At 58.8% G+C, this 22671-nt stretch carries 22 protein-coding genes; 12 read left to right on the forward strand and 10 right to left on the reverse strand.

The window, feature by feature from the left end; all coding sequences use genetic code 11:
• Positions 1 to 194 precede the first annotated feature (194 nt).
• The 5 genes from AC781_RS08890 to AC781_RS08910 form a co-directional block, all read right to left on the reverse strand.
• Positions 195 to 1274, reverse strand: a complete 1080-nt coding sequence (locus AC781_RS08890; RefSeq protein WP_067776792.1) for a 6-phosphofructokinase — start codon at positions 1272 to 1274, stop codon at positions 195 to 197.
• Between the two features lie 7 nt (positions 1275 to 1281).
• Positions 1282 to 2361 carry a D-alanyl-D-alanine carboxypeptidase family protein gene (locus tag AC781_RS08895; protein WP_067776795.1) on the reverse strand — a complete coding sequence of 360 codons (1080 nt, stop codon included), beginning with the start codon at positions 2359 to 2361 and terminating at the stop codon, positions 1282 to 1284.
• A 139-nt stretch (positions 2362 to 2500) separates the two neighbouring features.
• Positions 2501 to 3670: an AGE family epimerase/isomerase gene (locus AC781_RS08900; RefSeq protein ID WP_067776798.1), complete on the reverse strand. Its 1170-nt coding sequence runs from the start codon at positions 3668 to 3670 to the stop codon at positions 2501 to 2503.
• 60 nt (positions 3671 to 3730) lie between these two features.
• Positions 3731 to 4654 carry a dihydrodipicolinate synthase family protein gene (locus tag AC781_RS08905; protein WP_067776801.1) on the reverse strand — a complete coding sequence of 308 codons (924 nt, stop codon included), beginning with the start codon at positions 4652 to 4654 and terminating at the stop codon, positions 3731 to 3733.
• A 179-nt stretch (positions 4655 to 4833) separates the two neighbouring features.
• Positions 4834 to 5346, reverse strand: a complete 513-nt coding sequence (locus tag AC781_RS08910; protein ID WP_067776805.1) for a single-stranded DNA-binding protein — start codon at positions 5344 to 5346, stop codon at positions 4834 to 4836.
• Positions 5347 to 5593: 247 nt separating this feature from the next.
• Here AC781_RS08910 and AC781_RS08915 point away from each other — a divergent pair, with 247 nt between their 5' ends.
• From AC781_RS08915 to AC781_RS08940, 6 genes are all read left to right on the forward strand, one after another.
• Positions 5594 to 6889: a hypothetical protein gene (locus AC781_RS08915; RefSeq protein WP_141675850.1), complete on the forward strand. Its 1296-nt coding sequence runs from the start codon at positions 5594 to 5596 to the stop codon at positions 6887 to 6889.
• A gap of 47 nt (positions 6890 to 6936) precedes the next feature.
• Positions 6937 to 7554: a MotA/TolQ/ExbB proton channel family protein gene (locus AC781_RS08920; protein WP_067776811.1), complete on the forward strand. Its 618-nt coding sequence runs from the start codon at positions 6937 to 6939 to the stop codon at positions 7552 to 7554.
• A gap of 16 nt (positions 7555 to 7570) precedes the next feature.
• Positions 7571 to 8005 (forward strand): ExbD/TolR family protein, encoded by a 435-nt coding sequence (locus tag AC781_RS08925; protein ID WP_067776814.1) that lies wholly within the window; start codon positions 7571 to 7573, stop codon positions 8003 to 8005.
• Positions 8006 to 8029: 24 nt separating this feature from the next.
• Positions 8030 to 8581, forward strand: a complete 552-nt coding sequence (gene def, locus AC781_RS08930) for a peptide deformylase (protein WP_067776817.1) — start codon at positions 8030 to 8032, stop codon at positions 8579 to 8581.
• 11 nt (positions 8582 to 8592) lie between these two features.
• Positions 8593 to 9294, forward strand: coding sequence for a serine/threonine-protein kinase (locus AC781_RS08935; protein ID WP_067776820.1), 702 nt, complete (start codon positions 8593 to 8595; stop codon positions 9292 to 9294).
• A 120-nt stretch (positions 9295 to 9414) separates the two neighbouring features.
• Positions 9415 to 10989 carry a glycine--tRNA ligase gene (locus AC781_RS08940; protein WP_067776824.1) on the forward strand — a complete coding sequence of 525 codons (1575 nt, stop codon included), beginning with the start codon at positions 9415 to 9417 and terminating at the stop codon, positions 10987 to 10989.
• Between the two features lie 26 nt (positions 10990 to 11015).
• On the opposite strand, the gene AC781_RS08945 is transcribed toward AC781_RS08940, so the two are convergent.
• The gene (locus AC781_RS08945) at positions 11016 to 13211 is read right to left on the reverse strand and encodes a Sip1-related alpha-galactosidase (protein ID WP_071133272.1); all 2196 of its coding nucleotides are present in this window, start codon (positions 13209 to 13211) and stop codon (positions 11016 to 11018) included.
• 136 nt (positions 13212 to 13347) lie between these two features.
• On the opposite strand from AC781_RS08945, the gene AC781_RS13755 reads away from it, so the two are divergent.
• Positions 13348 to 13923, forward strand: coding sequence for a hypothetical protein (locus AC781_RS13755; protein ID WP_071133271.1), 576 nt, complete (start codon positions 13348 to 13350; stop codon positions 13921 to 13923).
• 3 nt (positions 13924 to 13926) lie between these two features.
• On the opposite strand, the gene AC781_RS08960 is transcribed toward AC781_RS13755, so the two are convergent.
• Positions 13927 to 14631 carry a 7-carboxy-7-deazaguanine synthase QueE gene (locus tag AC781_RS08960; RefSeq protein ID WP_067776836.1) on the reverse strand — a complete coding sequence of 235 codons (705 nt, stop codon included), beginning with the start codon at positions 14629 to 14631 and terminating at the stop codon, positions 13927 to 13929.
• A 23-nt stretch (positions 14632 to 14654) separates the two neighbouring features.
• Between AC781_RS08960 and AC781_RS08965 the strand changes: the two genes are divergently transcribed.
• From AC781_RS08965 to AC781_RS08985, 5 genes are all read left to right on the forward strand, one after another.
• Positions 14655 to 15206, forward strand: coding sequence for a cob(I)yrinic acid a,c-diamide adenosyltransferase (locus AC781_RS08965; RefSeq protein ID WP_067776839.1), 552 nt, complete (start codon positions 14655 to 14657; stop codon positions 15204 to 15206).
• 87 nt (positions 15207 to 15293) lie between these two features.
• Positions 15294 to 17876 carry a leucine--tRNA ligase gene (gene leuS / locus AC781_RS08970; protein WP_067777141.1) on the forward strand — a complete coding sequence of 861 codons (2583 nt, stop codon included), beginning with the start codon at positions 15294 to 15296 and terminating at the stop codon, positions 17874 to 17876.
• Between the two features lie 15 nt (positions 17877 to 17891).
• The gene (gene rpe, locus AC781_RS08975; RefSeq protein WP_067776842.1) at positions 17892 to 18548 is read left to right on the forward strand and encodes a ribulose-phosphate 3-epimerase; all 657 of its coding nucleotides are present in this window, start codon (positions 17892 to 17894) and stop codon (positions 18546 to 18548) included.
• A complete protein-coding gene (locus AC781_RS08980; RefSeq protein WP_141675851.1) occupies positions 18541 to 19371 on the forward strand; it encodes a VC0807 family protein in 831 nt (276 codons plus the stop codon). The genes rpe and AC781_RS08980 overlap by 8 nt, the downstream gene beginning before the upstream one ends.
• A gap of 48 nt (positions 19372 to 19419) precedes the next feature.
• Positions 19420 to 19887, forward strand: a complete 468-nt coding sequence (locus tag AC781_RS08985; protein ID WP_067776848.1) for a hypothetical protein — start codon at positions 19420 to 19422, stop codon at positions 19885 to 19887.
• Positions 19888 to 20009: 122 nt separating this feature from the next.
• On the opposite strand, the gene AC781_RS08990 is transcribed toward AC781_RS08985, so the two are convergent.
• From AC781_RS08990 to argF, 3 genes are all read right to left on the reverse strand, one after another.
• Positions 20010 to 20825, reverse strand: coding sequence for a LamG domain-containing protein (locus tag AC781_RS08990; protein WP_067776852.1), 816 nt, complete (start codon positions 20823 to 20825; stop codon positions 20010 to 20012).
• A 430-nt stretch (positions 20826 to 21255) separates the two neighbouring features.
• Positions 21256 to 21672, reverse strand: a complete 417-nt coding sequence (locus AC781_RS08995) for a SufE family protein (RefSeq protein WP_067776855.1) — start codon at positions 21670 to 21672, stop codon at positions 21256 to 21258.
• A gap of 9 nt (positions 21673 to 21681) precedes the next feature.
• Positions 21682 to 22593 (reverse strand): ornithine carbamoyltransferase, encoded by a 912-nt coding sequence (argF, locus tag AC781_RS09000; RefSeq protein ID WP_083076884.1) that lies wholly within the window; start codon positions 22591 to 22593, stop codon positions 21682 to 21684.
• Positions 22594 to 22671: the final 78 nt, after the last annotated feature.

Consider the following 22671-nt stretch of genomic DNA (forward strand, 5'->3'; position numbering starts at 1 on the left):
CAGGCGGTTCCGGGTGATGGGAGCAGGAAGTCCGGCAATCGGCCGGATTGATATGGATGAGGATGGCGAGGGACGGTTCCAGGGGTTCTTTGTGGCGTATGCCGTTGCAGATTTTTTGATCCGGCTGTGATTCAAAGATGAAAAAGCCGCCTTCCCGGGTGGAAAGGCGGCTTGAAAGCGATGTGGCTGTCCGGTCAGTCGCCGAAGGAGATGCCGAGGTCGCGCGCCGTAGTGACGAGCTGGCAGTGGGGGTCGACGAGGTTGAGGGTTTCGACGGCTTCTTCGATGGGAACGGAGGTCATGGATGTGCCTTGCAGGGCAACCATGCGGCTGAATTTTCCCTGCTCGATGAGTTCGACGGCGGCGGATCCGAAACGGGTGCCGAGGACGCGGTCGAAGGCGATGGGGGAGCCGCCGCGCTGCAGGTGGCCGAGGATGCAGCAACGGGTTTCGATGCCCGTGGCTTTTTCCAGGTTGGCGGCGACGAGGTTGCCGATGCCGCCGAGGCGGACTTCTCCCTTGGTTTCAGCATCGAGGGTGTAGAGGGTGTCGCCGATTTTGGCTCCTTCCGAGACGATGACGAGGATTTCCCTCTGGCCCTGTTCCTTGCGGCGCATGATGTCCGCAACGACTTTGTTGAGGTCGAAGGGGATTTCCGGGAGGAGGATGACGTCCGCACCTCCGGCGATGCCGCCATGCAGGGCGATCCAGCCGGCGTGGCGCCCCATGACTTCGATGACCATCATGCGCTGGTGGGCGTTGGCCGTGGTGCGGATGCGGTCAAGGGATTCGGAGACGACGGCAACCGCGCTTTGGAAGCCGAAGGTGTAGTCGGTGGCTTCGAGGTCGTTGTCGATGGTTTTAGGGACTCCGACGACGGGGAGGCCGATTTCGGAGAGGAGGAGGGCGGTGGATTGCGAGCCGTCTCCCCCGACGACGACGAGAGCGTCGAGGCCGAGCCTGCGGACGGTGGCCTTGGTGGCTTCCAGTACGGAAGGTTCGATTTCGCCTTTTTGGCCTACCCCTACTTTGATGGTGAAGTTGCCTTTGTTGACGGTGCCGAGGATGGTGCCCCCCATGGCGCGGATGTTGCGGCATGAGACGGGGGTGAGGGTGTCGAAGCGAGGATTGTCTTCGGTGGAGAGGAGTCCTTCAAAACCGTCGTGGAAGCCGATGACGGTCCAGCCGCGGCGCGATGCTGCGCCGACGACTCCTTCGATGACTGCGTTCAATCCGGGGCAATCGCCTCCGCTGTTCAAGATGCCGATGTTCATAAAATATTTAGTACGCGAAGTCCGAGCTGACTCCGGAGGGTGCGGGCTGCGTTTGCACAGGCTGCTGCTGGATGTTGGGTTGGGCAGGTCTGCTGCCGGAGGCGTGGACGGGTTTGGAGGGGAAGCGGATGAAGTCCTTTTGGTTGGCGTAGGATTCTCCTGCGCGCTGCCATGCATCCCATTCGCGCCAGCCGTCGGTAACGAGCTGTTTGGCGAAGGTGAAGCGGTTGGATTGTCCGGCGTCGGGCATGCCGAGGATGACGATGATGAGGCGCTGGTTGTAGATGCCGGAGGTGCCGGCCGCATTGGTGCGTTTGACCGGCTGGCGGGTGGCGGGGATGAGGGCGCAGGGGCCTGCTGCAAGGGAGTTGGCGGTTTTGATGCCGTCGATGCCGTCCACTCCGATGAGGGGGTTGGTGTTGTTGACGATGTGTTCCTGTACGCCTGCCGGGGTTTCCACCGCGATCTGACGGGATTTCTGGCGGGCGATGAAGGGGAAGACGTCGTTCTGCATGGCGTACATGCCGAGCAGAGCCATGTCCACGGCGCAGGATTCGGATCTGCGGCCGGAGACGTCGAGTCCGTGCGGGCCGACGAAGGATGTGCGTACCATGCCGATGCTCTGCGCGAGTTTGTTCATTTGCGCGACGAAGAGCTGGATGGGGTCGCCGCCGCCTGCGCGGAGGGTGAGGTCGGCTCCGACGTAATGGGCCAGTGTGTAGGCGGATGCGCTGTCGGCGGCCAGTACGGTGGAGAATACGGCGTCACGCAGTTTGATGCGGTCGCCGGGGCGAAGGTTGAGCGGATTGGTTTTTTTGATGGATTGTACGGCCATCGGGACGGTGATCGCCTGGTCGAGGCTGATGCCTCGGCGCTGGATCCAGTCGAGAGTGACGAGTGCGGTCGCAACCTGCGAGAGGCTGGAGATAGGGCGTACCTGCTCGGCATTGCTGGACCAGAGGACTCGGCCCGTGTTGACTTCCAGCGCAAGGTAGCTTGTTTTTTCGGATGAGTTCTGCGCCTGCGCGAGGCTTGCGAGCCCCACGGCGGAGAAGATCACAATGAGTAGTTTTTTCAACATGGTCATGGATGTGCTGCGATTGTAGGCGAAAATTCGGATTTGAAAAGTCTAAATTCCATGTGATGCATGGAACGGGCTGCTTTTCAGCGTCATGGAAGAGAAGTGGCTGCCGGGTGCGGATCGTCCGCTCCCGGCAGCATGCTGGTCAGAAGGCTCCGCAGTAGTGGGCGCAGGTCCACATGGCGCGGGGGTGGTGGAAGAAGGATTTCCACAGGCTGCCTTTGAGGGTGTTGGCCGGGGAGCCGTCCCGGTTGCAGTAGCCGAACCATTCTCCGTATTCGGCGTCCTGCAGGTGGGAGAAGGACCAGTTTTTGATTTTTTCGTGCCAGTCGGCGTATTTCTGGTCGCCCGTCATGATGTAGGCGAGGCAGGTGCCGATGAGTGCTTCGTCGTGAGGCCACCAGAATTTCATGTTGTGCCAGTATTCTTGGACGGGGCCGCCGTAGACGTCTACGAAGTAGAGGAGGCCGCCGTGCTGTTCGTCCCAGCCGCGGGCGAGCGACCAGTCGATCATGTTGCAGCCGATTTCGATGAGGCCGGGGTCGTTGCCGCGGTGGCGCGCTTCTTCAAGGATGAACCAGCCGCCTTCGATGGCGTGGCCGGGGTTGAGGGTGCGTTCGTCGAAGTGGTCGATGATGCTGCCGTCCGGTGCGACGGTTTCCATGACGGCTTTGATGTCCGGCTTCAGGAAGTAGGTTTTGAGGTCGTCGATGCAGCGGTCGATCCATTCGGTGTAGTAGCGGTCTTCATCTCCGAGGAAGCGGCGCAGTTCCTGTGCGGTGACGATGGCGATCATGCGCGGGCCAAGGCCGATGGCCGGACGGTTGCCGGTGCTTTTGGGCACCATTTTGCCCGGGGTGAAGTTGATGTCCGTGAAGATGTCGAACCAGTGGCGGGCCTTGCGGGCGGATTCTTCGTTGCCGGTAGCTTTGGCATGGGCGGCGAAGGCGATGGAGGCGAAGGATTCGCTGAAGGCGTAGCGGCGTTTGCGGATGGGGGTGCCGTCCTGCGCGACGTGGAAGTACATGCGGCCGTCTTTGGGGTCGATGCAATGGTCTTCGAGGAATTTGAGCGCGCTTTCCGCATATTTCAACCAGTCGGGGTTCTTTTCGACGGTGTTGTACATGGTCAGCAGCATCCATGCCATGCGTCCCTGAGCCCAGACGGATTTGTCGGTATCGACGACGGTGCCGTCGCGGTCGAAGCAATGGAGAAGGCCGCCGTGCTGTTTATCGTAGGCGCGGGGGAACCAGAATGGGACGACGTCTTTCAGGAGCCTTTCCTTGTAAAAATGGCCGAGTTGTTTGATGTCCATGGTGAGAAAGAGGTGGTGCGCCCGCCCGGAGTGGTTCGGGTGGGCGCAGGGGGAGGGAGGTTATTTGGTAGCCCAGTCGAAGAAGCCGATCGCGGTGAGTTCGTTTTTGAGTTCGATCTTGGCTGTTTCGCTGAGGTTGCCCATGGGGAGGCGTGCCGGGCCGAGATCGACGCCGTGCCAGCCCATGACGGTTTTGGCAGCGCTCATGTATCCCTTGGAAGCAAGGATGTTGATCATTTTGACGGATTTGAGCTGGAGGTCGCGAGCTTTGGCGATGTCTCCGGCGTTGAAGGCGTCGATGAGGTCGAGGTAGAGTTTCGGCGCGAAGTTGAAGGAGGAGCCGACTGCACCCTGTGCGCCGGTGGCGAGGGCGCCGAGGAACCATTCGTCCACGCCCCAGGGGAGGTCGTACTGGCCGTTCTTGTAGTTCAGGGCGTCGATGTAGAGGGCGAGGTCGGGGTTGGTGAATTTGATGCCTGCGAAGTTCGGGATTTCCTTTTCCGCCAGTTCCATGAATTTGACGGGGTTGTAGGAGACGCCGGTGAGTACGGGGATGTCGTAATAGTAGTACGGCAGGTTCGGTGCGCCGGCGGCCGCATGTTTGCAGCAGTCGACGAGGAGCTGGAGGCTGCCGGGCTTGAAGTAGCAGGGGGCGTTGTTGCTGGTTGCAACGGCTCCGTGTTCCTGAGAGTAGGCTGCGAGTTCCTGTGCATCCCAGACGCTGTTGCCGCCGGTGTGGGTGATGAAATCGATGTCGTGTTTTTTGCTGGCTTCTCCCCAGGCTGCGATAATCTCTTTGCGTTCGGTGAGCTGCATGTGGGCGGATTCGCCGGTCGATCCGGTGATGAAGGCGAGTTTGATGCCCTGTCCGGCGAGGAAGCGAGCCTGATTGTCGACTTCGTTCGGGTTGACATTGCCATCGGCCAGCATGGGGGTGTGCGTGGCGGCGACGAGTCCGTGGAGTTTGAGGGATGTAGTGATCATACGATGAAATGCTAAGGTGATTTCGCGGTGAAGTATAGTCTTTGCGTCGCGTGAGGACAAGCCTCAAGTGAGGGGATTTGCAATGTTCGTGTCGCGGATGGGCAGGATGCCGTGGACAGAAAGAAAATCCCCGCAGAACCGTGAGGTTTGCGGGGATGGAAAAGATGCCGGCAGGTGCTTCAGAACGGGATGTCGTCGTCGAATTCTTCGGCAGGCGGCGCCGGGTTGTTCTGGCGCGGCTGGGAGTATCCGGACGATTGCTGGTCGTAGTTGTTGTTCTGCTGGCGGTTGTAGCCGCCGTTCTGGTTGCCGTAGTTGCGCTGTTGCTGGGGGGCTCCGTTGCCTCCTCCGTCGCGGGGGGAGCCCATGAGCTGAAGGTTTTCGGCGACGACGCGCAGTTTGGATCGTTTTTGGCCGGTGGCCTTGTCGTCCCATGTGTCGTACTGGAGCCTGCCTTCGAGGAAGACGGGGCGTCCCTTGGTGAGGTACTGGGCTGCGATTTCGGCTGTCCGGCCCCAGCAGGTGACGTCGACGAATGTGGTTTCTTCGCGACGGTCGCCGTTGTTGTCTCCGGAGACGAAGCGATTGATGGCGAGGCGAAGTTCCGTGACCTGCGTGCCCTTCGGGGTGGTGCGCACATCCGGGTCGGCGGTCAGGTTGCCCATGAGAATGACTTTGTTGTAATTGGCCATATGATGAATGAAATGCGGTGCGAGTGGCTGGTGGAATGCGCCCGCCCCGTCGGGTGCTTTTGGCGCATTTGATGGATGTATCATAAGAGTTTTCGATGCAAAGGCAAGCTTAAAAAGTACGGTCCGGCATTTGTGGCGGTTCCGGGGTTTTCGGGATGCGGTTTATGTTATGTCGTGACGCCGTATTGTCCACCGTGCTCTTCTGGTGTTGAATGGCTGTATGCGGGACGGGTATGATCGTGATAGCATGGGGAGTCCCGCGTTGCGGGTCGGCCTGGTGCTGCTGCTTTCCTGCCTGTTGCATGGAGGGGCGTGGTGGTGGCTGCAGAGCTGCGGCGTGCCGGGTATGCCGCCGGAGCGCAAGGCGGCCGTGCGTGAGAAGGGAGCCGAGTTTGATTTGGATTGGCTGAATCGGGTGCTTCCGCTTCGTCCCGAAGTGGAGCCGAAGCCTGTGGCGGCGGTTGAGGAGAGGAAGGAGGATGTGTTGAAGGAGGAAGAGAAGAAGAGCCGGTTGCCCGAGTGGTTGAAGACGACGGTGTGGCAGAGGTCGCCGGTCAAGCCGGATCGCGTCGATTTTATCGGAGATCGCCATACGGTTGCGTCAGGCGGGCCCAAGGCTCCGAACGATGCGGTACTGCCCATGCCTGCTGTGGATGGGCGTGAAGACCGTGATGAGCTGGTTTTGTTCGATCAGGAGCGGCAGGACGGAGATCCGGAGACGGAGGGTGCGGAAGGTGTGCCGGGTGCGGATGTGCCGGTGCCTGTGCGCCCCGTGGTTCAGGCGGGTCCGGCAGTTCCGGCAGTTCCGCAGGCCGAGCGCGATCCGAAGGTGTTGACCGATCCGGATGCTGCGCCCGGTACGGAAGGGATTCCAGGACGCGGCGTGAAGGATGGGGATGCTGCCGGGAGGCCGGACGGCGAGGGAGAGGACGACCGGGAGCAGCCGAAGGATGCCGGGGTGCCGGAGAAGGCGGACGGCCTCGGCGAGGCTATGGCCAAGGCGCTGCGCGAGGGGGATCCCCATTTGCCCGATACGGAGAAGGCAAAGCCTTTGCCGGGGGTGGACGATGCGCCCGTGCAACCGGCTGTGCCTGCGCCTCCGACAAAGCCGAGAGTTCGCCCGGTGGTGTATGATCCGTCGCTTCCGATGTCGTCCCAACCCGGGTTCCGCACGCATGAGCGGCGTACCGTTTCCCGCGGCAATTTTTCTTTCGGCAGTCGTCCGGCCCTGAATGTGGCTTCGACTCCGCTGGGGCGTTACGAGGCGTTGATTTATCGCCGTATTGCCGCCAAGTGGTATCCGCTGACGGATTCCCACCGTGGGGATATGAAGCCCGGTTCGTTGAAGGTGCGGATTCTGATCAATGAGAAGGGGTATGTCGTGAGTCTTGATTTGTTGCAGCGAGTGGGGGCGGGAGCCATTCAGCAGTCCCTGACGTACAGGGCCATCCGGCAGGCGGAGCTTCCGCCGATGCCGCCCGAGGTGAGGGAGGCGATCGTAGGGGATATGCTGGAGCTGTATTTCAATTTCTATTTCGACTGAGTTTTATTCCATTCACCATACAAATCCATTATTAATCGATTATTCCAATGAACATCAATCAATTCTTCGTTGAGGGCGGTATTTTCATGTATCCGTTGCTGGCCTGTTCGGTCGTTCTTGTGGCGGCCGTGCTGTACCATATTCTGGTCAATTTGCGCATGGGCGGCATTTCGTCCGATCTGATGCGGTTGTGGCAGGAGGTTCGGGCAGGGGACAAGGCGACGAGGCGGACGTTTCTCGAGCGGATCGTGCGGAGGCGCACGGTGGCGGAGCGTCTTTTGTCCCTGATCGTGACGCATGCCCGCGTGGACGAGTCCGAGTTGCGTGAGCTGGTTCAGGCTCGGGCCAAGGAGGAGTTCGTGAATCTGGAGGCGGGGCTGTCCACGATCGAGACGATTGTAAATATCGCTCCGATGTTCGGGATTCTCGGTACGGCTTCGGGGCTGGTGGAGGTGTTCGGCGCATACGGTTCTTCGACGGATCAGGATAAGATCGCGCAAGGTATCGCGCAGGCATTGAATACGACGATTACGGGGCTCGCGATTGCTGCTCCGGGGGTGATTGCCGCGTCGTATTTTACGCGGAAGCTGGCAAAGCGCGCCGCCCGGATGGAAGCGTTGATGAGCGAGGTGATCGCTTACCGCTCTTGTCTGGAAGAACGTTGAACCGGGAGATCGAACGATGACGTTTTATCAAGTCAGAAAGAGGTCGCAGGGGATTCCGATCGTGCCGATGGTGGATATCGTGACGATTCTTCTGCTGTTCTTCACGCAGACGACGAAGTTCATGCATCCTTCCGGGGAGGCAAGAAGCGAGCTGCGCATCAAGGCGCCGACGACGAAGTATATGCCGGGAGAGCCGAGCGAGAGCGATCAGATTCTTCTGGAGTTGTCCGCTGAAGGGAAGATTGCCCTGAACGGCGAGATCGTGGAGAAGGATCGCCTGAAGGAGGTGCTGGCGGCTCAAATCCGGGAGCGTCCGGCGGCCAAGGTTCAGTGCGCCGTGGATAAGGCAGCTCCGATGGGCGAATTTATCGGAATATGGGATATGCTGGCAGCCGCAGGTGTTGACATGGAACAAATTCGTGTTAAAATCGACTTCGAGAAGGCGGATTGATATGACGGCCCGCCAGCTAAGGTTATGTTACTTTCCATTACCCAATACGGCGATGCGGTTCTGAGAACGAAGTGCGCTCCCGTTTCGAAGATCGACGAAGGCATTGTGGCTCTGGCCAACAATATGCTGGAGACGATGTATGCCGCCGAGGGTATCGGCCTTGCCGCTCCTCAGGTGGATGTGTCGCTGCAGCTTGTGGTGATCGATATTCCGGAGGACGAGGAGGAGCCCGGCGAGACCGTGACGATGAACGGAGAGGAGAAGCCGATGGCTTCCATCATGCCGTTGCTGCTCGTCAATCCCGTGCTGGAGCCTTACGGTGCAATGAGCATGTGCAATGAGGGTTGCCTGAGCGTGCGGGGTATTCGCGCCAATGTGCAACGCCCCGAGCGTGTGCGCGCCAAGTTTTCTCTGCTCGACGGAACGGTTGTCGAGCTGGATTGCGGCGGCTTGCTCGCCCGCTGCCTGCAGCACGAATGCGACCATTTGAACGGTGTCGTGTTTACCGATCGCGTTTCTTCCGCCGCCAAGCTGACGCTGACGAAGAAGCTCAAGCGCCTGGCCGCCGAGCGCTGAAATCCTGCACCATGTATTCTCTTCCCAAAGTTATCGGGGACCGCTACGTCCTGACTTCCGTCTTGCGCGATTTGCCGACGACGGTCATGTTCATCGGCGTGCAGAACGATATACGCCGCGAGGTGGTGATCGAAGCCCTGAGGCCGGAGCTGGCGACGGAGGAGCATGTGGAGATGTTTTTGGAGACTGCCCGCGCGCAGTCTCGCAATAATTACGATTTCGTCAGCAAGGTGTTCGAGATTATTCATGTGGACAATAGGTGGTATCTCGTTCGCGAGCGGCTCAAGGGCGTGCCTTTGAACGTGCTGGAGGCGATGGGCCACCGGTTGGAGCCCCGGCAGTTGTATGGCCTGCTCCGGCAGTATTTGCGGTGCATTATCTACATGAGTATCATGCAGATTGCCTCGCGCCCCGTGGATCTGGAATCTTTGTACATGTCCGACGACGGTTTTTTCCGCTGCGGCAATCCGGCGATCGGCGGACCCCGCACTCTGGAGATGGCGGAAGGCGATGTGCGCGCGCTCGGAGAATTGGGCCTGCAGATGGTGGACGAAGAGTCCGAAGGAGCCAGCGATTTGATGCAGCTTTGCCTGCGGATGAAGAATCTGCGCGACGGGCATCCGGCTTCCTGCCTGTTTTTCTGCGAGGAGATCGGTTTGATGTGCGATGCTCCTTCGCGAGATGAGGACGGGGAGTATTGCCCTGTGATTTGACCGTTGCAGTGCCGGCGGGCCGGAGGTGGGCGAATGCTTGCCATTAGTGGGGAAAGGATAGTTGTAAGACACTTTTTGGGCTTTCCGTGCTGGTGGTTTCGGGGCATGATGCGGGGCGTTATGGCTGACCGTAATCAAACTGATCCCGTCCGTATGGAAAAAATCGTGAGTCTCTGCAAGCGCAGGGGGTTTATTTTCCAATCCGCTGAAATTTACGGCGGTTTGAATGGTTGCTGGGATTACGGTCCTCTCGGTGCGGAGCTGAAGCGCAATCTGAAGGAGTACTGGTGGCGCTGCAATGTGCAGGAGCGCGACGATGTGGTCGGTATGGACGGTTCCATTCTGACGCATAATTCCGTGCTCGTGGCTTCCGGCCACGTCGGCGGGTTTTCCGATCCGATGTGCGACTGTCTGCTGACGAAGGAGCGCCTTCGCGCCGACCAGGTGCCCGCCCAGTCCGGAACGGCGTTCTGGTACACGGGGGCGAAGTCGAAGGACGGCAGCTGGAGTGTGGAGAAGGAGTTCGCCGTGTTGGTGGCTTCCGAAGAAGCTGCCCGCGATGCCCGCAAGACGGCGGCGAAGTTTTATGTGCAGCTTGCTGCGGCCGGCGTGTCGGCTGCCGATCTTGAGCTGCAGGGCGAACGTGCCGAAGCCGTGACTGATTCCGTGCGGTTCAATCCGGCGAACGGTTCGCTGCTGACGGAGCCGCGCGAGTTCAATCTGATGTTCAAGACGAAGATCGGAGCGACGTCCGACGAGAACGATCCGAGCGCGATCGGCTGGCTTCGTCCGGAGACGGCCCAGTCCATTTTCTGCCAGTACAAGAATATTCTGGACAGTTCCCGCATGAAGATTCCGTTCGGGATCGCGCAGATCGGGAAGTCGTTCCGCAATGAGATCAATCCCCGCAATTTTACGTTCCGTTCCCGCGAGTTCGAGCAGATGGAGATCGAGTATTTCTGCCGCGCCGAAGACGGCCTGAAGCTGACGGACGAGTGGCTGGAGCGCCGCCTGTGCTTCTACGAGAATATCGGCATTCCCCGCGAGAAGATTCATATTCTCGATGTGCCGGACGGCGAGCGCGCTTTCTATTCCAAGAAGACGTATGATCTTGAGTACGAGTTCCCGTTCGGTATTCAGGAGCTGGAAGGGATCGCCTACCGCACGGATTACGATCTCGGAAGCCATCAGACGGGTTCCGGCAAGTCGATGGAGTATTTCGACGAGGAGTCGCGCGAGCGTTTCATTCCGCATGTGGTGGAGCCTTCAGCAGGCTGCGACCGCACGGTGCTGGCGGTGATTTGCGAGGCGTTCGATGAAGAGGAGCTGGGCAAGGACGGCAAGTCCGATGTCCGTACGGTGATGCGTTTCCATCCCCGCATGGCTCCGATCAAGGCGGCCGTGTTCCCGCTTCTGAAGAAGAATGAGGAGCAGGTGCGGATTGCGAAGGAGATCGTGAAGGAGCTGAAGCCCTGGATGCCCGTGTTCTACGATGAAGCCGGAGCCGTGGGCCGCCGCTACCGCCGCCAGGACGAAGTCGGTACGCCGTTCTGCATTACGGTGGACTTCGATACGCTGGGCGAGAACGGGGAAGAGAATAAGGATACGGTGACGATTCGCCACCGCGATTCGATGGAGCAGGAGCGCGTGCCTGTGAAGGATGTGCTTCACTGGCTGATCAAGCGCATCCATTGATGCTCCGTTGCATTTCTGCATGATTTTCAGCGCGTCTCTGTTCGAGGCGCGCTTTTTTCATGGTCGGCGGTGCGTTTGAGGGTGACGGATGTTTTTTTGCTGCCGACGGGGAAGTCGAGTTTGTAGGTTGATTCACTTACGCGGATGACGGGGGTGTTGTTGTGTGGCGGCGCCAGTTCCGGAGTGGTGCGGGCCGAGTAGACGATGACGGGGCCTTCTTCGGCAAGGTCGAAGCTGAGGGTGCCGTCTGTTGCGCGGATGTTCGAGACGGTGCATGGCGGCAGGTATTTGTCGGCGCGGCCGATGACGGCCCATCCATGGTTTTCCGGGACGAGGATGCAGCTTTTGTATGAATCCTGCGCGATGTCTGCCGGGGCGGAGCCGGTGAATGGGGTGCAGGTTCCGGCGTCCGGGTCGTATGCGATGAGTTTAGGCAGGGGAGAGTCGGTGTCTGCCTGCCGGGTGCGGGCCAGCATGTTGCGGCTCAAGCGGTAGTCGTCCATGGTGATGCTGGCTTCGGCGCGGCTGCCGGATTTGGTGTTGAGGTTGAAGGAGGTGGCAATGGCCGCGCCGTTGGGCAGGGGTGCGATGACGGAGTATGCCTTCGGCGTGTCGAAGGGGTTGATGAAGGTGGAGTTGCCTGTCGGGATTGCCGGAGCCAGAGGGCGCAGGATGAGGCCGTCCGAGAGGACGAAGGGCATGACGGTTTCCTCTCGGAAGTCTTCAGGTGCATCGGAGAGGTAGATGGGGCCGCCGGAGAGAGCCTTGGTGATGGCGAGGAGGCGGCTGCATGCCGGGTCGGACGAGTGGAACATGTCATGGTCGGGCCAGACGCTGTGCCCCATCCACAGTGTGTTCTGAAAGGATTGGTAGATGTGCGACCGGGCTTCGTTGAGATTACCGAAATGGTAGTCGATGCTGCACCGGGTGATCGCGCTGTGTTTGGTGTGGAACGGAGCCATGGGGCCGATTGCCATGCAGTTGAGGAGGGAGAGGTTCAGGTTGTGGCATGCGTTTTCCAGCGCGGTGGTGCACCATCTGTTCATCCGGGCGGGGTTGGGCTGGCCCTGCATGTGTTGCAGGTATTCGCACTGGACGTCGATTTTGACGAAGTCGAATCCGTATTGTTTGACGGAGTTCATGTAGGCGTTGTAGAATGTCTGTGCGTCCTGTTCCGTCTTGCCGGGGAAGAGGGCGTTTCCGGAGCTGATGAGGCCGGAGTTTACGGCATTTCCCAGATCGTTTTGAGGGTCGATGCCGTTCCAGAGGCCATGATAGCAATGCCACAGTCCGAACCAGCGAAGTTTTTCGCTGCGCCGGGCCAAGAGGTTTTTCCATTGGGAGGGGAATGTTTTTTGCTGGGGGGCGAAGCTGCGGAGTTTGAGGTTTTGCTGCTGCTGGAAGCCGTCGTCAACGAGCATCCAGCGGATGGGGATGGGGGATTGTTCGATGCGGCGCGCGGCGTCGATCAACAGGGATTCATCGATGTTTTTCTTATATTGTTCCCAGCTGCACCAGCCGAGGTAGCGGAACGGTTCGGGGTATTCCTTGTCGTCGCGCCACCATGAACCGGATGTTTTTTCCGTGCTGCGGAAGATTTTTTCGGCCTGCGCCCATGCATCCCGGCAGGCGTCGAACGGGGTTTCTCCCCAGCCGTAAACCATCGTGGGCAGAGGACGGGAGATGTTGACCGGTTCCGTGCCGAGGGTACCCGTTTCGCAGGCGATGCTGCCATCTTCCGTGATGCGGAGCCATGACATGGTGTTGTCTCCGGGAATGGGAAGAAGGGCGAGGAAGGGTTGAGTGTCCGCGTTTTTTTGTCCGGGTTCAGACCCGGTTTGGATGAGGGCAAGAAAGCCTTGGTTGCCCGGCGTTTTGACGGTTGGGTTCGGCGTGCCGGAGAGCAGGGCCTTGAGGTCGCTGCCTCCCATCCATGGCAACATGCGGTTGCCGTCGGCCGGCCATCGTCCGGCATCGGAGGCGAACCAGCAAATGCGTTCGATGGGTGGGAGTTCAATTTTTTGTGAATGAAGGGATTTAGCCTTGTTTTGCGACTGAAGGGTTTGGGGCGGCAGGGTGAGGATCGCGAGTGGTTGCTGCGGTGTTCCTTTTCCGGAGGTTTCGGCTTGGAGAATGCATGGTTGAAGCAGTATGCCGATGAGGGCTGCAGTGCGCAAATTGTGCCGGAAGGTGAGGGGAACTGTGCTGCCTGGAACGATCATGTCTTTATCGAGGTTGTTGTGTTTGTTTATTGTATATATACGGTTCGGAGAATGGATTCTTTCATTTGAAGGGAGATCACGGTTCTTGCCAAGCCGCCGTTCCTGTGGTAACGTGCATGAAACTACCATGTGCAGTATGTCCAAATTCGAGACGTCCATGCCGCAGATTCCATCTGTGGACAAGCAGAGGGAAGCCCTTGACGGAATGTCCGCCCATTTGCGCGACAGGTTGGAAGAGATGCAAAGGCTTCAAGAGCGTCAGGCTCGGAGTATGAAGGAGAATAAGGTGCGAGCCGAGGCGGCTTTGCGCGGCGAACTGCCTGCAGCGAAAGCTGTGCCGCCTGTCGCAGAGTCCGTGCAGGAGGTTGTTTCCGTGGTGGAGGAATTGCCTCCGCCTGCACCGAATCCCGGCCCGCCGCCGCCGAGTATCGTCAGCGCTTCCATGACGGTATTGCCTCCGGTCAAAAAGATGCCTCCTCCCGCGCAGTTTGCGGCTCTGGCATCGAAGCCGAAAACGGAACTTCCTCCCGTGAAGGCTGCGGCTCCGCCGCCTGCCTACGGAGCGGGCAACGGCGGGTTCGTGCCTCGCCCTCCTTTGGCAAAACCGGATAGTCAGGAAGATGAATTGAAGGTGACGCCGTTTGTGGCAGGGGTGACGTTTGTCATCGCCTTTTTCATCTTTTTCCTCCTGATTTATGCGCTTTCGAAGTAGTCTTCAAACGCCCTGCCTGCTGTCCCAGACGGCGATGTGCAGCCTGTCCGAGTAGCGGACGTTGTGTTGGAGGCAGATGCCGATGACATGGGCTCGCGCCGCGGCCAGTTCTGCGCGGGTCGTGGCCATGGGCATGAGAAGAATGCGGGAGCGTGGGATGCCTGCGGTTTCCGCGGTTTGCCTGATTTCTTCCCAGTCGCTTTCATGGGCGATGACGAATTTGAACCATGCGTTGCCGGTAGCGGCGAAAGCAGCCAGTGTATCCGGGACGAGCGCACGCCCGGTGCGGTTGCCGGAGTGCGAGAGTTTGGGCGAGACGTTCCATTGATCGACGCGTGCAGCCAGCTCGCCGGAGGGTGCCTGTGTGCCATTGGTTTCGATTTCCACGCGCCAGCCGTCGAGCAGGCCGAGGAGTTCGCCCAGTTCCTGCTGCTGGAGCAGGGGTTCGCCTCCGGTGATGACGATGTGGCGGCAGGGGGAATCTTCGGGGCTTTCGGCCTCGACGATGTCCATGATGGCCCGGAGGACTTGGTGAGGTGTCATTTCCTCGGCTTCCTGCCGTTTCCATGAGTAGGCGGTGTCGCACCACGAGCAGGCAAGGTTGCAGCCTGCGAGCCGGAGGAAGACGGTAGGCGAGCCCTGTGATACGCCTTCGCCCTGGACAGAGTAAAAGATTTCGGGAACGGAGTTTAAGCGTGCAAGTTTCATGCCTGTGTGGTATAGGTGGCGGCATGAGTATTATTACCAAAAGAGGCGATGATGGTCAAACCGATCTTATGTTCGGCAAGAGAAGTCCGAAGTCCGCGCCACGGCTGGAGGCATACGGGACGGTGGATGAGTTGAACTCCCTGCTCGGAGTGGTGAGGGCGAGCGGCGTGCGGTCGGAGACGGTGGAGAAGATCGACGGGGTGCAGGAGCGGCTGGTGGGGTTGATGGGCGAGCTGGCGACACTGGAGGAAGATCTTCCGAAGTACGACGAGAAAGGGTATGCGCGTATTCACGAGGAGGAGGTGGCGTGGCTGGAGGAGTTGTCCCACGCGATGGAGAAGGAGTGCGATATCCGTTTTCGCGGGTGGGCGCGTCCCGGCAAGGAGGCGACGCTCGGTTCTGCCCAGCTCGACCTGGCGCGTGCGGTGTGCCGCCGGGCGGAACGGCGCGTGGCGGTGCTGCGCGATATGGATGCCCTGAGCAATGTGCAGAGTGCGCTTTTTCTGAATCGTTTGTCCGATTTGCTGTGGATTCTGGCGCGCTATGAGGCTCTTCAGGCGCAGCAGCCGGACTGATGCGGTTCCGGGGGAGGTTCCGCGCGGGCGGCATCTCCCATAATAAGCTTGATTTCGCGCGGGTTTTGGTCTATGTTTCCGCGCAACATGTCCGAGCGTAGAAATCCATATCCTTTCGATGTTTTCGAGCCCAAATGGCAGCAGATTTGGGATGCTGAAAAGACTTTCAAAGTAGCGAATCCGGGTGAAGCCGGGTTCGATGCTTCCCGGCCGAAGTGCTATATTCTCGATATGTTCCCGTATCCGAGCGGTGCGGGGCTCCATGTCGGTCATCCGGAAGGGTATACGGCGACGGATATCGTGTCGCGCTACAAGAGGATGAACGGTTTCAATGTGCTGCATCCGATGGGTTGGGATTCGTTCGGCCTTCCCGCCGAGCAGTACGCGATCAAGACGGGGCAGCATCCCGCGGTGACGACTCAGGGGAATATCGACAATTTCCGCCGCCAGCTGAAGATGCTGGGCTTTTCCTACGACTGGGATCGCGAGATCGCGACGACCGATCCGGAGTATGTGCGATGGACGCAGTGGGTGTTCCTGAAGCTGTACAATTCCTATTTCTGCAAGGAGTGCAATAAGGCGAAGCCCGTGGCCGAGCTGGAAGCGAAGGGCTGGAGCCGCGACGAGATCGATGCGGTGCGCCTTGCCTATGTGGCCGAGGTGCCGGTGAACTGGTCGCCCGATATGGGTACGGTGCTGGCGAATGAGGAAGTAGAGGAGTGGCGCAGTAAGGGACATACGATCGAGCGCCGTATGCTGCGCCAGTGGATGCTCCGCATTACGGACTATGCGGAACGCCTGATCGATGAGCTGGAGCCTCTCGACTGGCCGGAATCCATCAAGCTGCTGCAGCGCAACTGGATCGGCAAGTCGGAAGGAGCCGAGGTGGCTTTCAAGGCAAACGGGCATGAGATTACGGTGTATACGACGCGCCCCGATACGTTGTTCGGCGCAACATATATGGTGCTTTGCCCCGAACACCCGCTGGTGGACGAGATGGTGACGGACGAAGCGCGGGAGGCCGTGGCCGAGTACCGAAAAGCCTGTGCGGCGAAGAGCGATCTGGAGCGTACGGATCTGGCGAAGGACAAGTCCGGCGTGTTTACGGGCGCGTATGCGGTGAATCCCGTGAACGGCAAGGAGATTCCGATCTGGATTGCCGACTATGTGCTGATGGGCTACGGTACGGGCGCGATTATGGCGGTGCCCGCACACGACGAGCGCGATTTCGAGTTTGCGCAGAAGTTCGAGCTTCCGATTCTGCAGGTGGTGGCTCCGCCGAGCGACGATATTCCGTGGCAGGGTTTCTGCGGCTATGAAGGTACGAGCGTGAATTCGGATTTCCTGACGGGCCTGTCCACACCCGAGGCCAAGAAGCGGATGATCGCCTGGCTGGAAGAGAAGGGCGTCGGCCGAGGCAAGGTGAATTACAAGCTGCGCGACTGGCTGTTCTCCCGCCAGCGTTACTGGGGTGAACCGTTCCCGATTGTGTGGAATGAGGAGGACGGACGCCATTACCCGCTTTCCGAGAGCGAGCTGCCGCTGTTGCAGCCGCAGATGGAGGATTTCAAGCCTTCCGGCGATCCCCGCGGCCCGCTGGTGAAGGCGACGGAGTGGATCCGCTATTCCGAGACCTCCCACCGCGAGACGAATACGATGCCCCAATGGGCGGGTTCCTGCTGGTATTATCTGCGTTATCTCGATCCGAAGAATGCCTGCGCCTTTGTCGATCCTGAAGTGGAGCGCTACTGGATGGGCAGTTCCGAGAAGCCCGGCGGCGTGGATTTGTACGTGGGCGGTACGGAGCATGCGGTGCTGCATTTGCTGTATGCCCGTTTCTGGCACAAGGTGCTGTTCGATCTCGGGTTGCTTTCGACGAACGAGCCGTTCAACAAGCTGGTGAATCAGGGGCTGATTCTCGGTGAGGACGGGCAGAAGATGTCCAAGTCCCGAGGCAATGTGGTGAATCCCGACGATATTGTGCAGCAGTACGGTGCGGATTCCCTGCGCATGTATGAGATGTTCATGGGGCCGCTGAAGGATGTGAAGCCCTGGGCGACGAAGGGTGTGGAAGGGGTTTCCCGCTTCCTGGCCCGCGTCTGGCGCGTCGCGTTTGTGGAGAATCAGGCGGGCGAGTGGACTCTTTCCGGCAAGGTGACGGCCTGCGGATGTCCCGAAGGCAGCATTTCTCCGGTGCGTAAGGAGGTGCACAAGACGATCAGGAAGGTGACTTCCGATATTGAGGAAATGTCGTTCAATACGGCCATTTCCAAGATGATGGAATGCACGAACGCGATGACTTCGGCCGAGAAGGTTTGCCTGCCGGATTACGTGAATCTGCTGATGGTGCTCAATCCGTTCGCTCCGCATATCACGGAGGAGATTTACGCCCGTTTGTGCGAAGCGTTCCCGCAGTTGCCGAAGCAGCAGCTTTGCATGCAGGAATGGCCGAAGCACAAGGAAGAGTATCTCGTGGAGGATTCGCTTGAAATCGTGATCCAGATCAACGGCAAGCTGCGCGATAAGGTGCAGGTGGCCGCCGATGCGGGTCGCGAGGATGTGGAAAGGGCGGCTCTCGCCCAGCCCCGCATTCAGGAACTGCTGGAAGGTCTGACGGTGCGCAAGGTGATTGTGGTGCCGGGCCGTCTGGTGAACATTGTTGCCAACTGATTTGTCTCTCTGTTTATGTTGATTGCTCCTTCTTTGCTGGCGGCCGATTTCACGCAGATCGGGAACGAAGCCCGGCGCGCGTTTATTGCGGGTGCGGATTGGCTCCATCTCGACGTGATGGACGGCCATTTCGTGGATAATGTTTCGTTCGGTCCGGATGTGTGCGCCGCCGTGCGCCGTGCCGTCGGCCCGACGGCGTTCCTCGATGCTCACCTGATGATTACTGCGCCTGATCATTATTATCCGCGTTTCGTGAAAGCGGGCGTGAATCTCATTTGCATCCATGCCGAACTGGACGGGCAGGTGGATTTGTCCGCGACGTTGCGCGGCATCCGCGAGGCTGGGGTGCAGTGCGGCCTTGCCGTGAATCCCGCGACTCCGTGGGAGGCCTGCCTTCCGTATCTGGAAGCGGTGGATATGGTGCTGGTGATGTCCGTAGTGCCCGGGTTCGGCGGACAGTCGTTCATGGGCGAGGTACTGGACAAGGTGCGCGCTCTGGCCGCATGGCGCAAGGAGCACGGCGCTTCTTTCCTGATCCAGATGGACGGAGGAATCGGAGCGGAACAGGCTCCTTTGTGCCGCGAGGCCGGCGCTGATTGTCTGGTGGCAGGATCTTCGACCTTCCGCGCCAAGAGTATGTCCGATGCCATCATGACCATGAGGAATGCTTGATATGGATGCGGATAAGGAAGGTGTGCAGCCGCAGGTGCAGGAAGCGGCAGAGTCCGGCGGCAAGGCTCGGCGCTCTTCGCTGAAGGGTGTGCTGATCAATGTGATTTTGCCCGTGCTGATTCTCGATTATTGCAGCAAGGGCAGTATGGAGCCGTGGGCGGATTTCGAGGTGGGCCGTTTCTGGCATCTGGGCCCCGTGTGGGCGATGGTGCTGGCTCTCCTGCTGCCGATTACGTACGGCCTGCAGGAGCTGATCCGCCATAAGAGGGTGGATTTGATGTCGTCGGTCGGGCTGGCCGGGGTGCTGCTGACGGGCGTGATTACGATTCTCGTGGTGGGTGAGGAAGGTTCCATCGCGGCGTCGACGCCGTGGCTGTTTGCCAGCAAGGAGGCTTTGATTCCTCTGGTGCTGGCAGCGGCGGTGCTGGTTTCCCGCAAGAGCGAGTCTCCGTTGCTCCAGACGTTTCTGTACAATCCCGATGTGTTCGATGTGGCATTGATCGAAAGGCGTGTGAAGGAAGCCGGCAATGAGTCTGCCTACGGGAAGCTGCTGGGACAGGCGACGTGGATTCTGGCCGGTTCTCTGATCGTGTCGTCCGCCGCGAATTTCTGCCTTGCATTGTATTTCCTGATGCCCGTGCTTTTGGAACCCGTTGCACTGCAGCAGGAGCAGTACAATTATGCCGTAGGCCGCATTACATGGTGGGGTTTCATCGTGATCGGCGTGCCGTTGATGATTGCCCTGATGGCGGTGATGCTGCGGCTGATTCGCCGCCTCGGCGAGCTGACGGGGCTGGGGCGTGATCGCCTGCTGCTGCGCTAACTCGCTTTGGGGTTGACTTCTGCGCCCCGAATGTATTGAATAAACGTGATGAAGCGGTCTTTTGCCTTTCTTGTTGCCTGTATCTGCGGTTTGTCGGCGTGCGCGCCGACTCATTCCGAACTGCGCGAGATTGCGGATGTGCCGTTGAAATCGACATCGGTGCCCGACTGGGAAAGCGGCTTGCTGCGAGCCAACGCCACGTACCATCTGTACGGGGCAATGACAGGCAAGGAGCGGGTCGCCCTTCTCGGCGATTATTATTATGCGACGTGGTACGATGCTTCTCCGGAGCAGAAGACGCGGCTGGTGTTCCAATACCAGCAGGCGGCCACGGGTTCGCAGGTGAAGGAATTGGTCATCGACTTTGCTCCGGGGCGCGAGCGGGGCGAGCGGCATGAGTGTTTCCGCTTTACGGGCAAGGAACGCGCAAAGCTGGGAGATATTCTGGCGTGGCGTCTGTTGCTTGAGGTGAACGGCAAGGTGGTCGATTCGGAGCAGTCGTACCTTTGGGAGTGATCCATGGTTTCGGAAGGTTGTTCCGGTAAGTGGATTGCGGCATGGTGTTCGTTCTCCGGAAGATGCAAAAGGCATCCCTGAAGTCAGGGATGCCTTCTGATTGAAGATGTGCCAGTAACAGATCAGGCGTCGCGGCGTCTGCGACGAAGCGACAGCAGCGCAAGGCCGGCGAGGCCAAGTGTAGCTGTAGCCGGTTCCGGTACGGTGAAATCCTTGGCCGAATGTGAAGCAAGGTAGGTGATTTCTTCCTGATTCAGGACGCCGGAGTAAAGCGCGAATTCGTCGAATGCGGCCGTTCCGCCGGGAGTCAGTGCAATGGAGGTGAGCTCTCCGGAAAAGTTGACCCCGGTTGCATTCAGGAACTGAGTGCCGTCCCGGTACACTTGCAGTGTGCCGTTCTGGAATGTCAGGGCGATGTGCGCAAAACCCGTCATCGGGACGGTTGTGCCTTTCCAGTCGCCGAGGCCGGATTGGGTTCCGCTGTAAAATTGCCATGAACCTGAAGCCGTGGCACTTCCGCTATCCTTTTGGGAGAAAATGCGGTTTCCATTGGAGGAATTGAGCTGGAACATGTTGGCATATTGAGCCGAACCATTGTCCTTGACAAAGAAGGACAGAGAAAAACCGTCGGTGGTATTGACTCCCAAGCTGTTGTTTGGGCCGCTGCCCTGCAGGGTCAGCTTGGCGCCACCGCCGGGGCAGTTGAAGGCGAAATTGCTGCCGAGCGCTCCACTGCTCCAGCCGACCCATCCGGAAGAAGCAGTCCACATGCCTGTGCCCGGATTTTCGGCAAGGTTGTAATTGACGGCTGCAGCCGTGCCGGATCCTGTGCCGGAGATTTTTTCGAAGTCGTAGTGGTAACGAAGGGATGTATCAGCCTGAACGATACCGGCTGACAAGGCAAACAGAGCAGAGATCGAGAGTAGGGTCTTTTTCATGAAATGAATAATATCCGGCAAAATTATACTGATTTTAAATCCGCAGTCAAGCCATATAATATGACTGCCTGAGCGTACGCGCCAAAATAGAGCATGGTATTATTGTCATGAAGAGGAAGAAATTGTATGAATATATTTTATATGTTGTATGTTTTTTAATTCAAAACGAATGTATTTTTTATAAAATTATGCGGATTTAAAATCCGTATGCCAATTCATCTCTTGAACATATTCGATAAGCCCGTGAAACGGGAATGGGATCAATTTGGCTCGCTGTATCATCTTTTGTAAAACAATATATAGGAGTTGTTGTGTGGTTTCGATCGATTGGTTGGCTGCAAGTTGGGCGTGTTGGGAGATATGAGTGTGGAGCGGATACGAAAAAGGCGCCGAATAACGGCGCCTTTCAATGGTTGTTGATGCTTCTGTTTTACGAATGAATGGCTTCGGCCGCGGCTTTTTTGATTTGGCCCGTCATGGAGTTCAAGGCATTGGCGCGCGTGGGCGCGAGGTGTTCCTTGAGTCCTGTTTCATCGATGCGTCCAAGGTCGGCACGGACGATTTCTTCCGGCGATAATCCGGACAGAAGGCGGATGAACAGGGCGATGAGCCCTTTGGTGATGACTGAGTCGCTGTCCGCCGAGAGAATCATTTTACCGTCGACGAGTGTCGTTCCGAGCCAGACGCGGGACTGGCATCCCTGAATGAGGTTGTTTTCCTGGCGGAAGCAGTCTTCCATGGGCGGCAGTTTGCGGCCGAGGGAGATGATGTATTCGTATTTTTCCGTCCAGTCTTCGAAGAAGGAGAGTTCTTCGAGGAGTTCGTTCAAGCGTTCTTCGTAGGTCATGGCCGGAGGTTAGCGGTTGTTGGCGAGTGTGGCGAGTACTGCCTTCTGTGCGTGCAGGCGGTTTTCCGCTTCGGTGAAGATGACGGGGGCGAACTGTTCGAGGATTTCTTCGGTGATTTCCATGCCGCGATAGGCCGGGAGGCAATGGAAGACGCTGTGGCCGGACGCTGCATGGGCGAGCAGTTCCCTGTTGACCTGATAGGGAAGGAAGTGCTGTTCCTTGGTGCCTTTTTCCGATTCCTGCCCCATGGAGATCCATGTGTCGGTGTTGATGACGGTGGCGTTGCGGGCGGCTTCGACGGGATCGGTGCTGAAGATGACGCGGTCGGTGTCGAGGTGGCGGCGGAAGGCTTCGTCGGGCATGTATTGTGCAGGTGCGCCGATGGCAAGAGTGAAGCCGAGGTGTTTGGCTGCCCACATCCATGAGCGGGCCATGTTGTTGTCGCCGTCGCCGACGAAGGCGATTTTCATGTCTTTCCACGAGCCGACGCCGTAGAGTTCTTCGATGGTGAGGAGGTCTGCGAGGATTTGGCAGGGGTGTTCCGCATCCGTGAGGGCGTTGATGGTCGGCAGTTCGGAGTAGTTGGCAAAGTCGACGACTTCCTGTTGTTCGTAGGTGCGGATGACGGCGCCGTGTATCATGCGGCCGAGGACGCGGGCCGTGTCGGAGATGGGTTCGCCGCGGCCGAGCTGGATGTCGCGCGTGGAGAGGAACATGGGGCGGCCGCCCAGTTCGCTGATGCCGACTTCAAAGGAGACGCGCGTGCGCGTGGAGGATTTGGAGAAGATGAGTGCCCAGGTTTGCCCCTGCAGGGGGAGTTCTGCATGGCGGCCGCGTTCGGCTTTGAGTTTGTGGCCGAGTGCAAGCAGATCCCTGATTTGTTGTGCAGTCAGTTCTTCGATGGACAGGAGATTTTTCATAATGCGACTCAAGAGGAAGCGCGGAGGATAACAATACCCGACGGGAAATGAAAGTGCTTTTTTCGCCAGCAGGCCATT

Origin of the sequence: Neoakkermansia glycaniphila, assembly GCF_001683795.1 — a bacterium.
GTDB classification, from domain to species: domain Bacteria; phylum Verrucomicrobiota; class Verrucomicrobiia; order Verrucomicrobiales; family Akkermansiaceae; genus Akkermansia; species Akkermansia glycaniphila.

Excerpts from the sequence above, each read along its gene's own strand:
- AC781_RS08895 (WP_067776795.1), bottom strand. The coding sequence starts at position 2,361 with ATGACCATGTTGAAAAAACTACTCATTGTGATCTTCTCCGCCGTGGGG.
- AC781_RS08900 (WP_067776798.1), bottom strand. The coding sequence starts at position 3,670 with ATGGACATCAAACAACTCGGCCATTTTTACAAGGAAAGGCTCCTGAAA.
- AC781_RS08940 (WP_067776824.1), top strand. The coding sequence starts at position 9,415 with ATGGCTGACCGTAATCAAACTGATCCCGTCCGTATGGAAAAAATCGTG.
- AC781_RS08905 (WP_067776801.1), bottom strand. The coding sequence starts at position 4,654 with ATGATCACTACATCCCTCAAACTCCACGGACTCGTCGCCGCCACGCAC.
- AC781_RS08935 (WP_067776820.1), top strand. The coding sequence starts at position 8,593 with ATGTATTCTCTTCCCAAAGTTATCGGGGACCGCTACGTCCTGACTTCC.
- AC781_RS08980 (WP_141675851.1), top strand. The coding sequence starts at position 18,541 with ATGCTTGATATGGATGCGGATAAGGAAGGTGTGCAGCCGCAGGTGCAG.
- AC781_RS08910 (WP_067776805.1), bottom strand. The coding sequence starts at position 5,346 with ATGGCCAATTACAACAAAGTCATTCTCATGGGCAACCTGACCGCCGAC.
- rpe (WP_067776842.1), top strand. The coding sequence starts at position 17,892 with ATGTTGATTGCTCCTTCTTTGCTGGCGGCCGATTTCACGCAGATCGGG.
- argF (WP_083076884.1), bottom strand. The coding sequence starts at position 22,593 with ATGAAAAATCTCCTGTCCATCGAAGAACTGACTGCACAACAAATCAGG.
- leuS (WP_067777141.1), top strand. The coding sequence starts at position 15,294 with ATGTCCGAGCGTAGAAATCCATATCCTTTCGATGTTTTCGAGCCCAAA.
- AC781_RS08965 (WP_067776839.1), top strand. The coding sequence starts at position 14,655 with ATGAGTATTATTACCAAAAGAGGCGATGATGGTCAAACCGATCTTATG.
- AC781_RS08920 (WP_067776811.1), top strand. The coding sequence starts at position 6,937 with ATGAACATCAATCAATTCTTCGTTGAGGGCGGTATTTTCATGTATCCG.
- AC781_RS08925 (WP_067776814.1), top strand. The coding sequence starts at position 7,571 with ATGACGTTTTATCAAGTCAGAAAGAGGTCGCAGGGGATTCCGATCGTG.
- AC781_RS08890 (WP_067776792.1), bottom strand. The coding sequence starts at position 1,274 with ATGAACATCGGCATCTTGAACAGCGGAGGCGATTGCCCCGGATTGAAC.
- AC781_RS08945 (WP_071133272.1), bottom strand. The coding sequence starts at position 13,211 with ATGATCGTTCCAGGCAGCACAGTTCCCCTCACCTTCCGGCACAATTTG.
- def (WP_067776817.1), top strand. The coding sequence starts at position 8,030 with ATGTTACTTTCCATTACCCAATACGGCGATGCGGTTCTGAGAACGAAG.
- AC781_RS13755 (WP_071133271.1), top strand. The coding sequence starts at position 13,348 with ATGTCCAAATTCGAGACGTCCATGCCGCAGATTCCATCTGTGGACAAG.
- AC781_RS08985 (WP_067776848.1), top strand. The coding sequence starts at position 19,420 with ATGAAGCGGTCTTTTGCCTTTCTTGTTGCCTGTATCTGCGGTTTGTCG.
- AC781_RS08960 (WP_067776836.1), bottom strand. The coding sequence starts at position 14,631 with ATGAAACTTGCACGCTTAAACTCCGTTCCCGAAATCTTTTACTCTGTC.
- AC781_RS08990 (WP_067776852.1), bottom strand. The coding sequence starts at position 20,825 with ATGAAAAAGACCCTACTCTCGATCTCTGCTCTGTTTGCCTTGTCAGCC.
- AC781_RS08995 (WP_067776855.1), bottom strand. The coding sequence starts at position 21,672 with ATGACCTACGAAGAACGCTTGAACGAACTCCTCGAAGAACTCTCCTTC.
- AC781_RS08915 (WP_141675850.1), top strand. The coding sequence starts at position 5,594 with ATGGGGAGTCCCGCGTTGCGGGTCGGCCTGGTGCTGCTGCTTTCCTGC.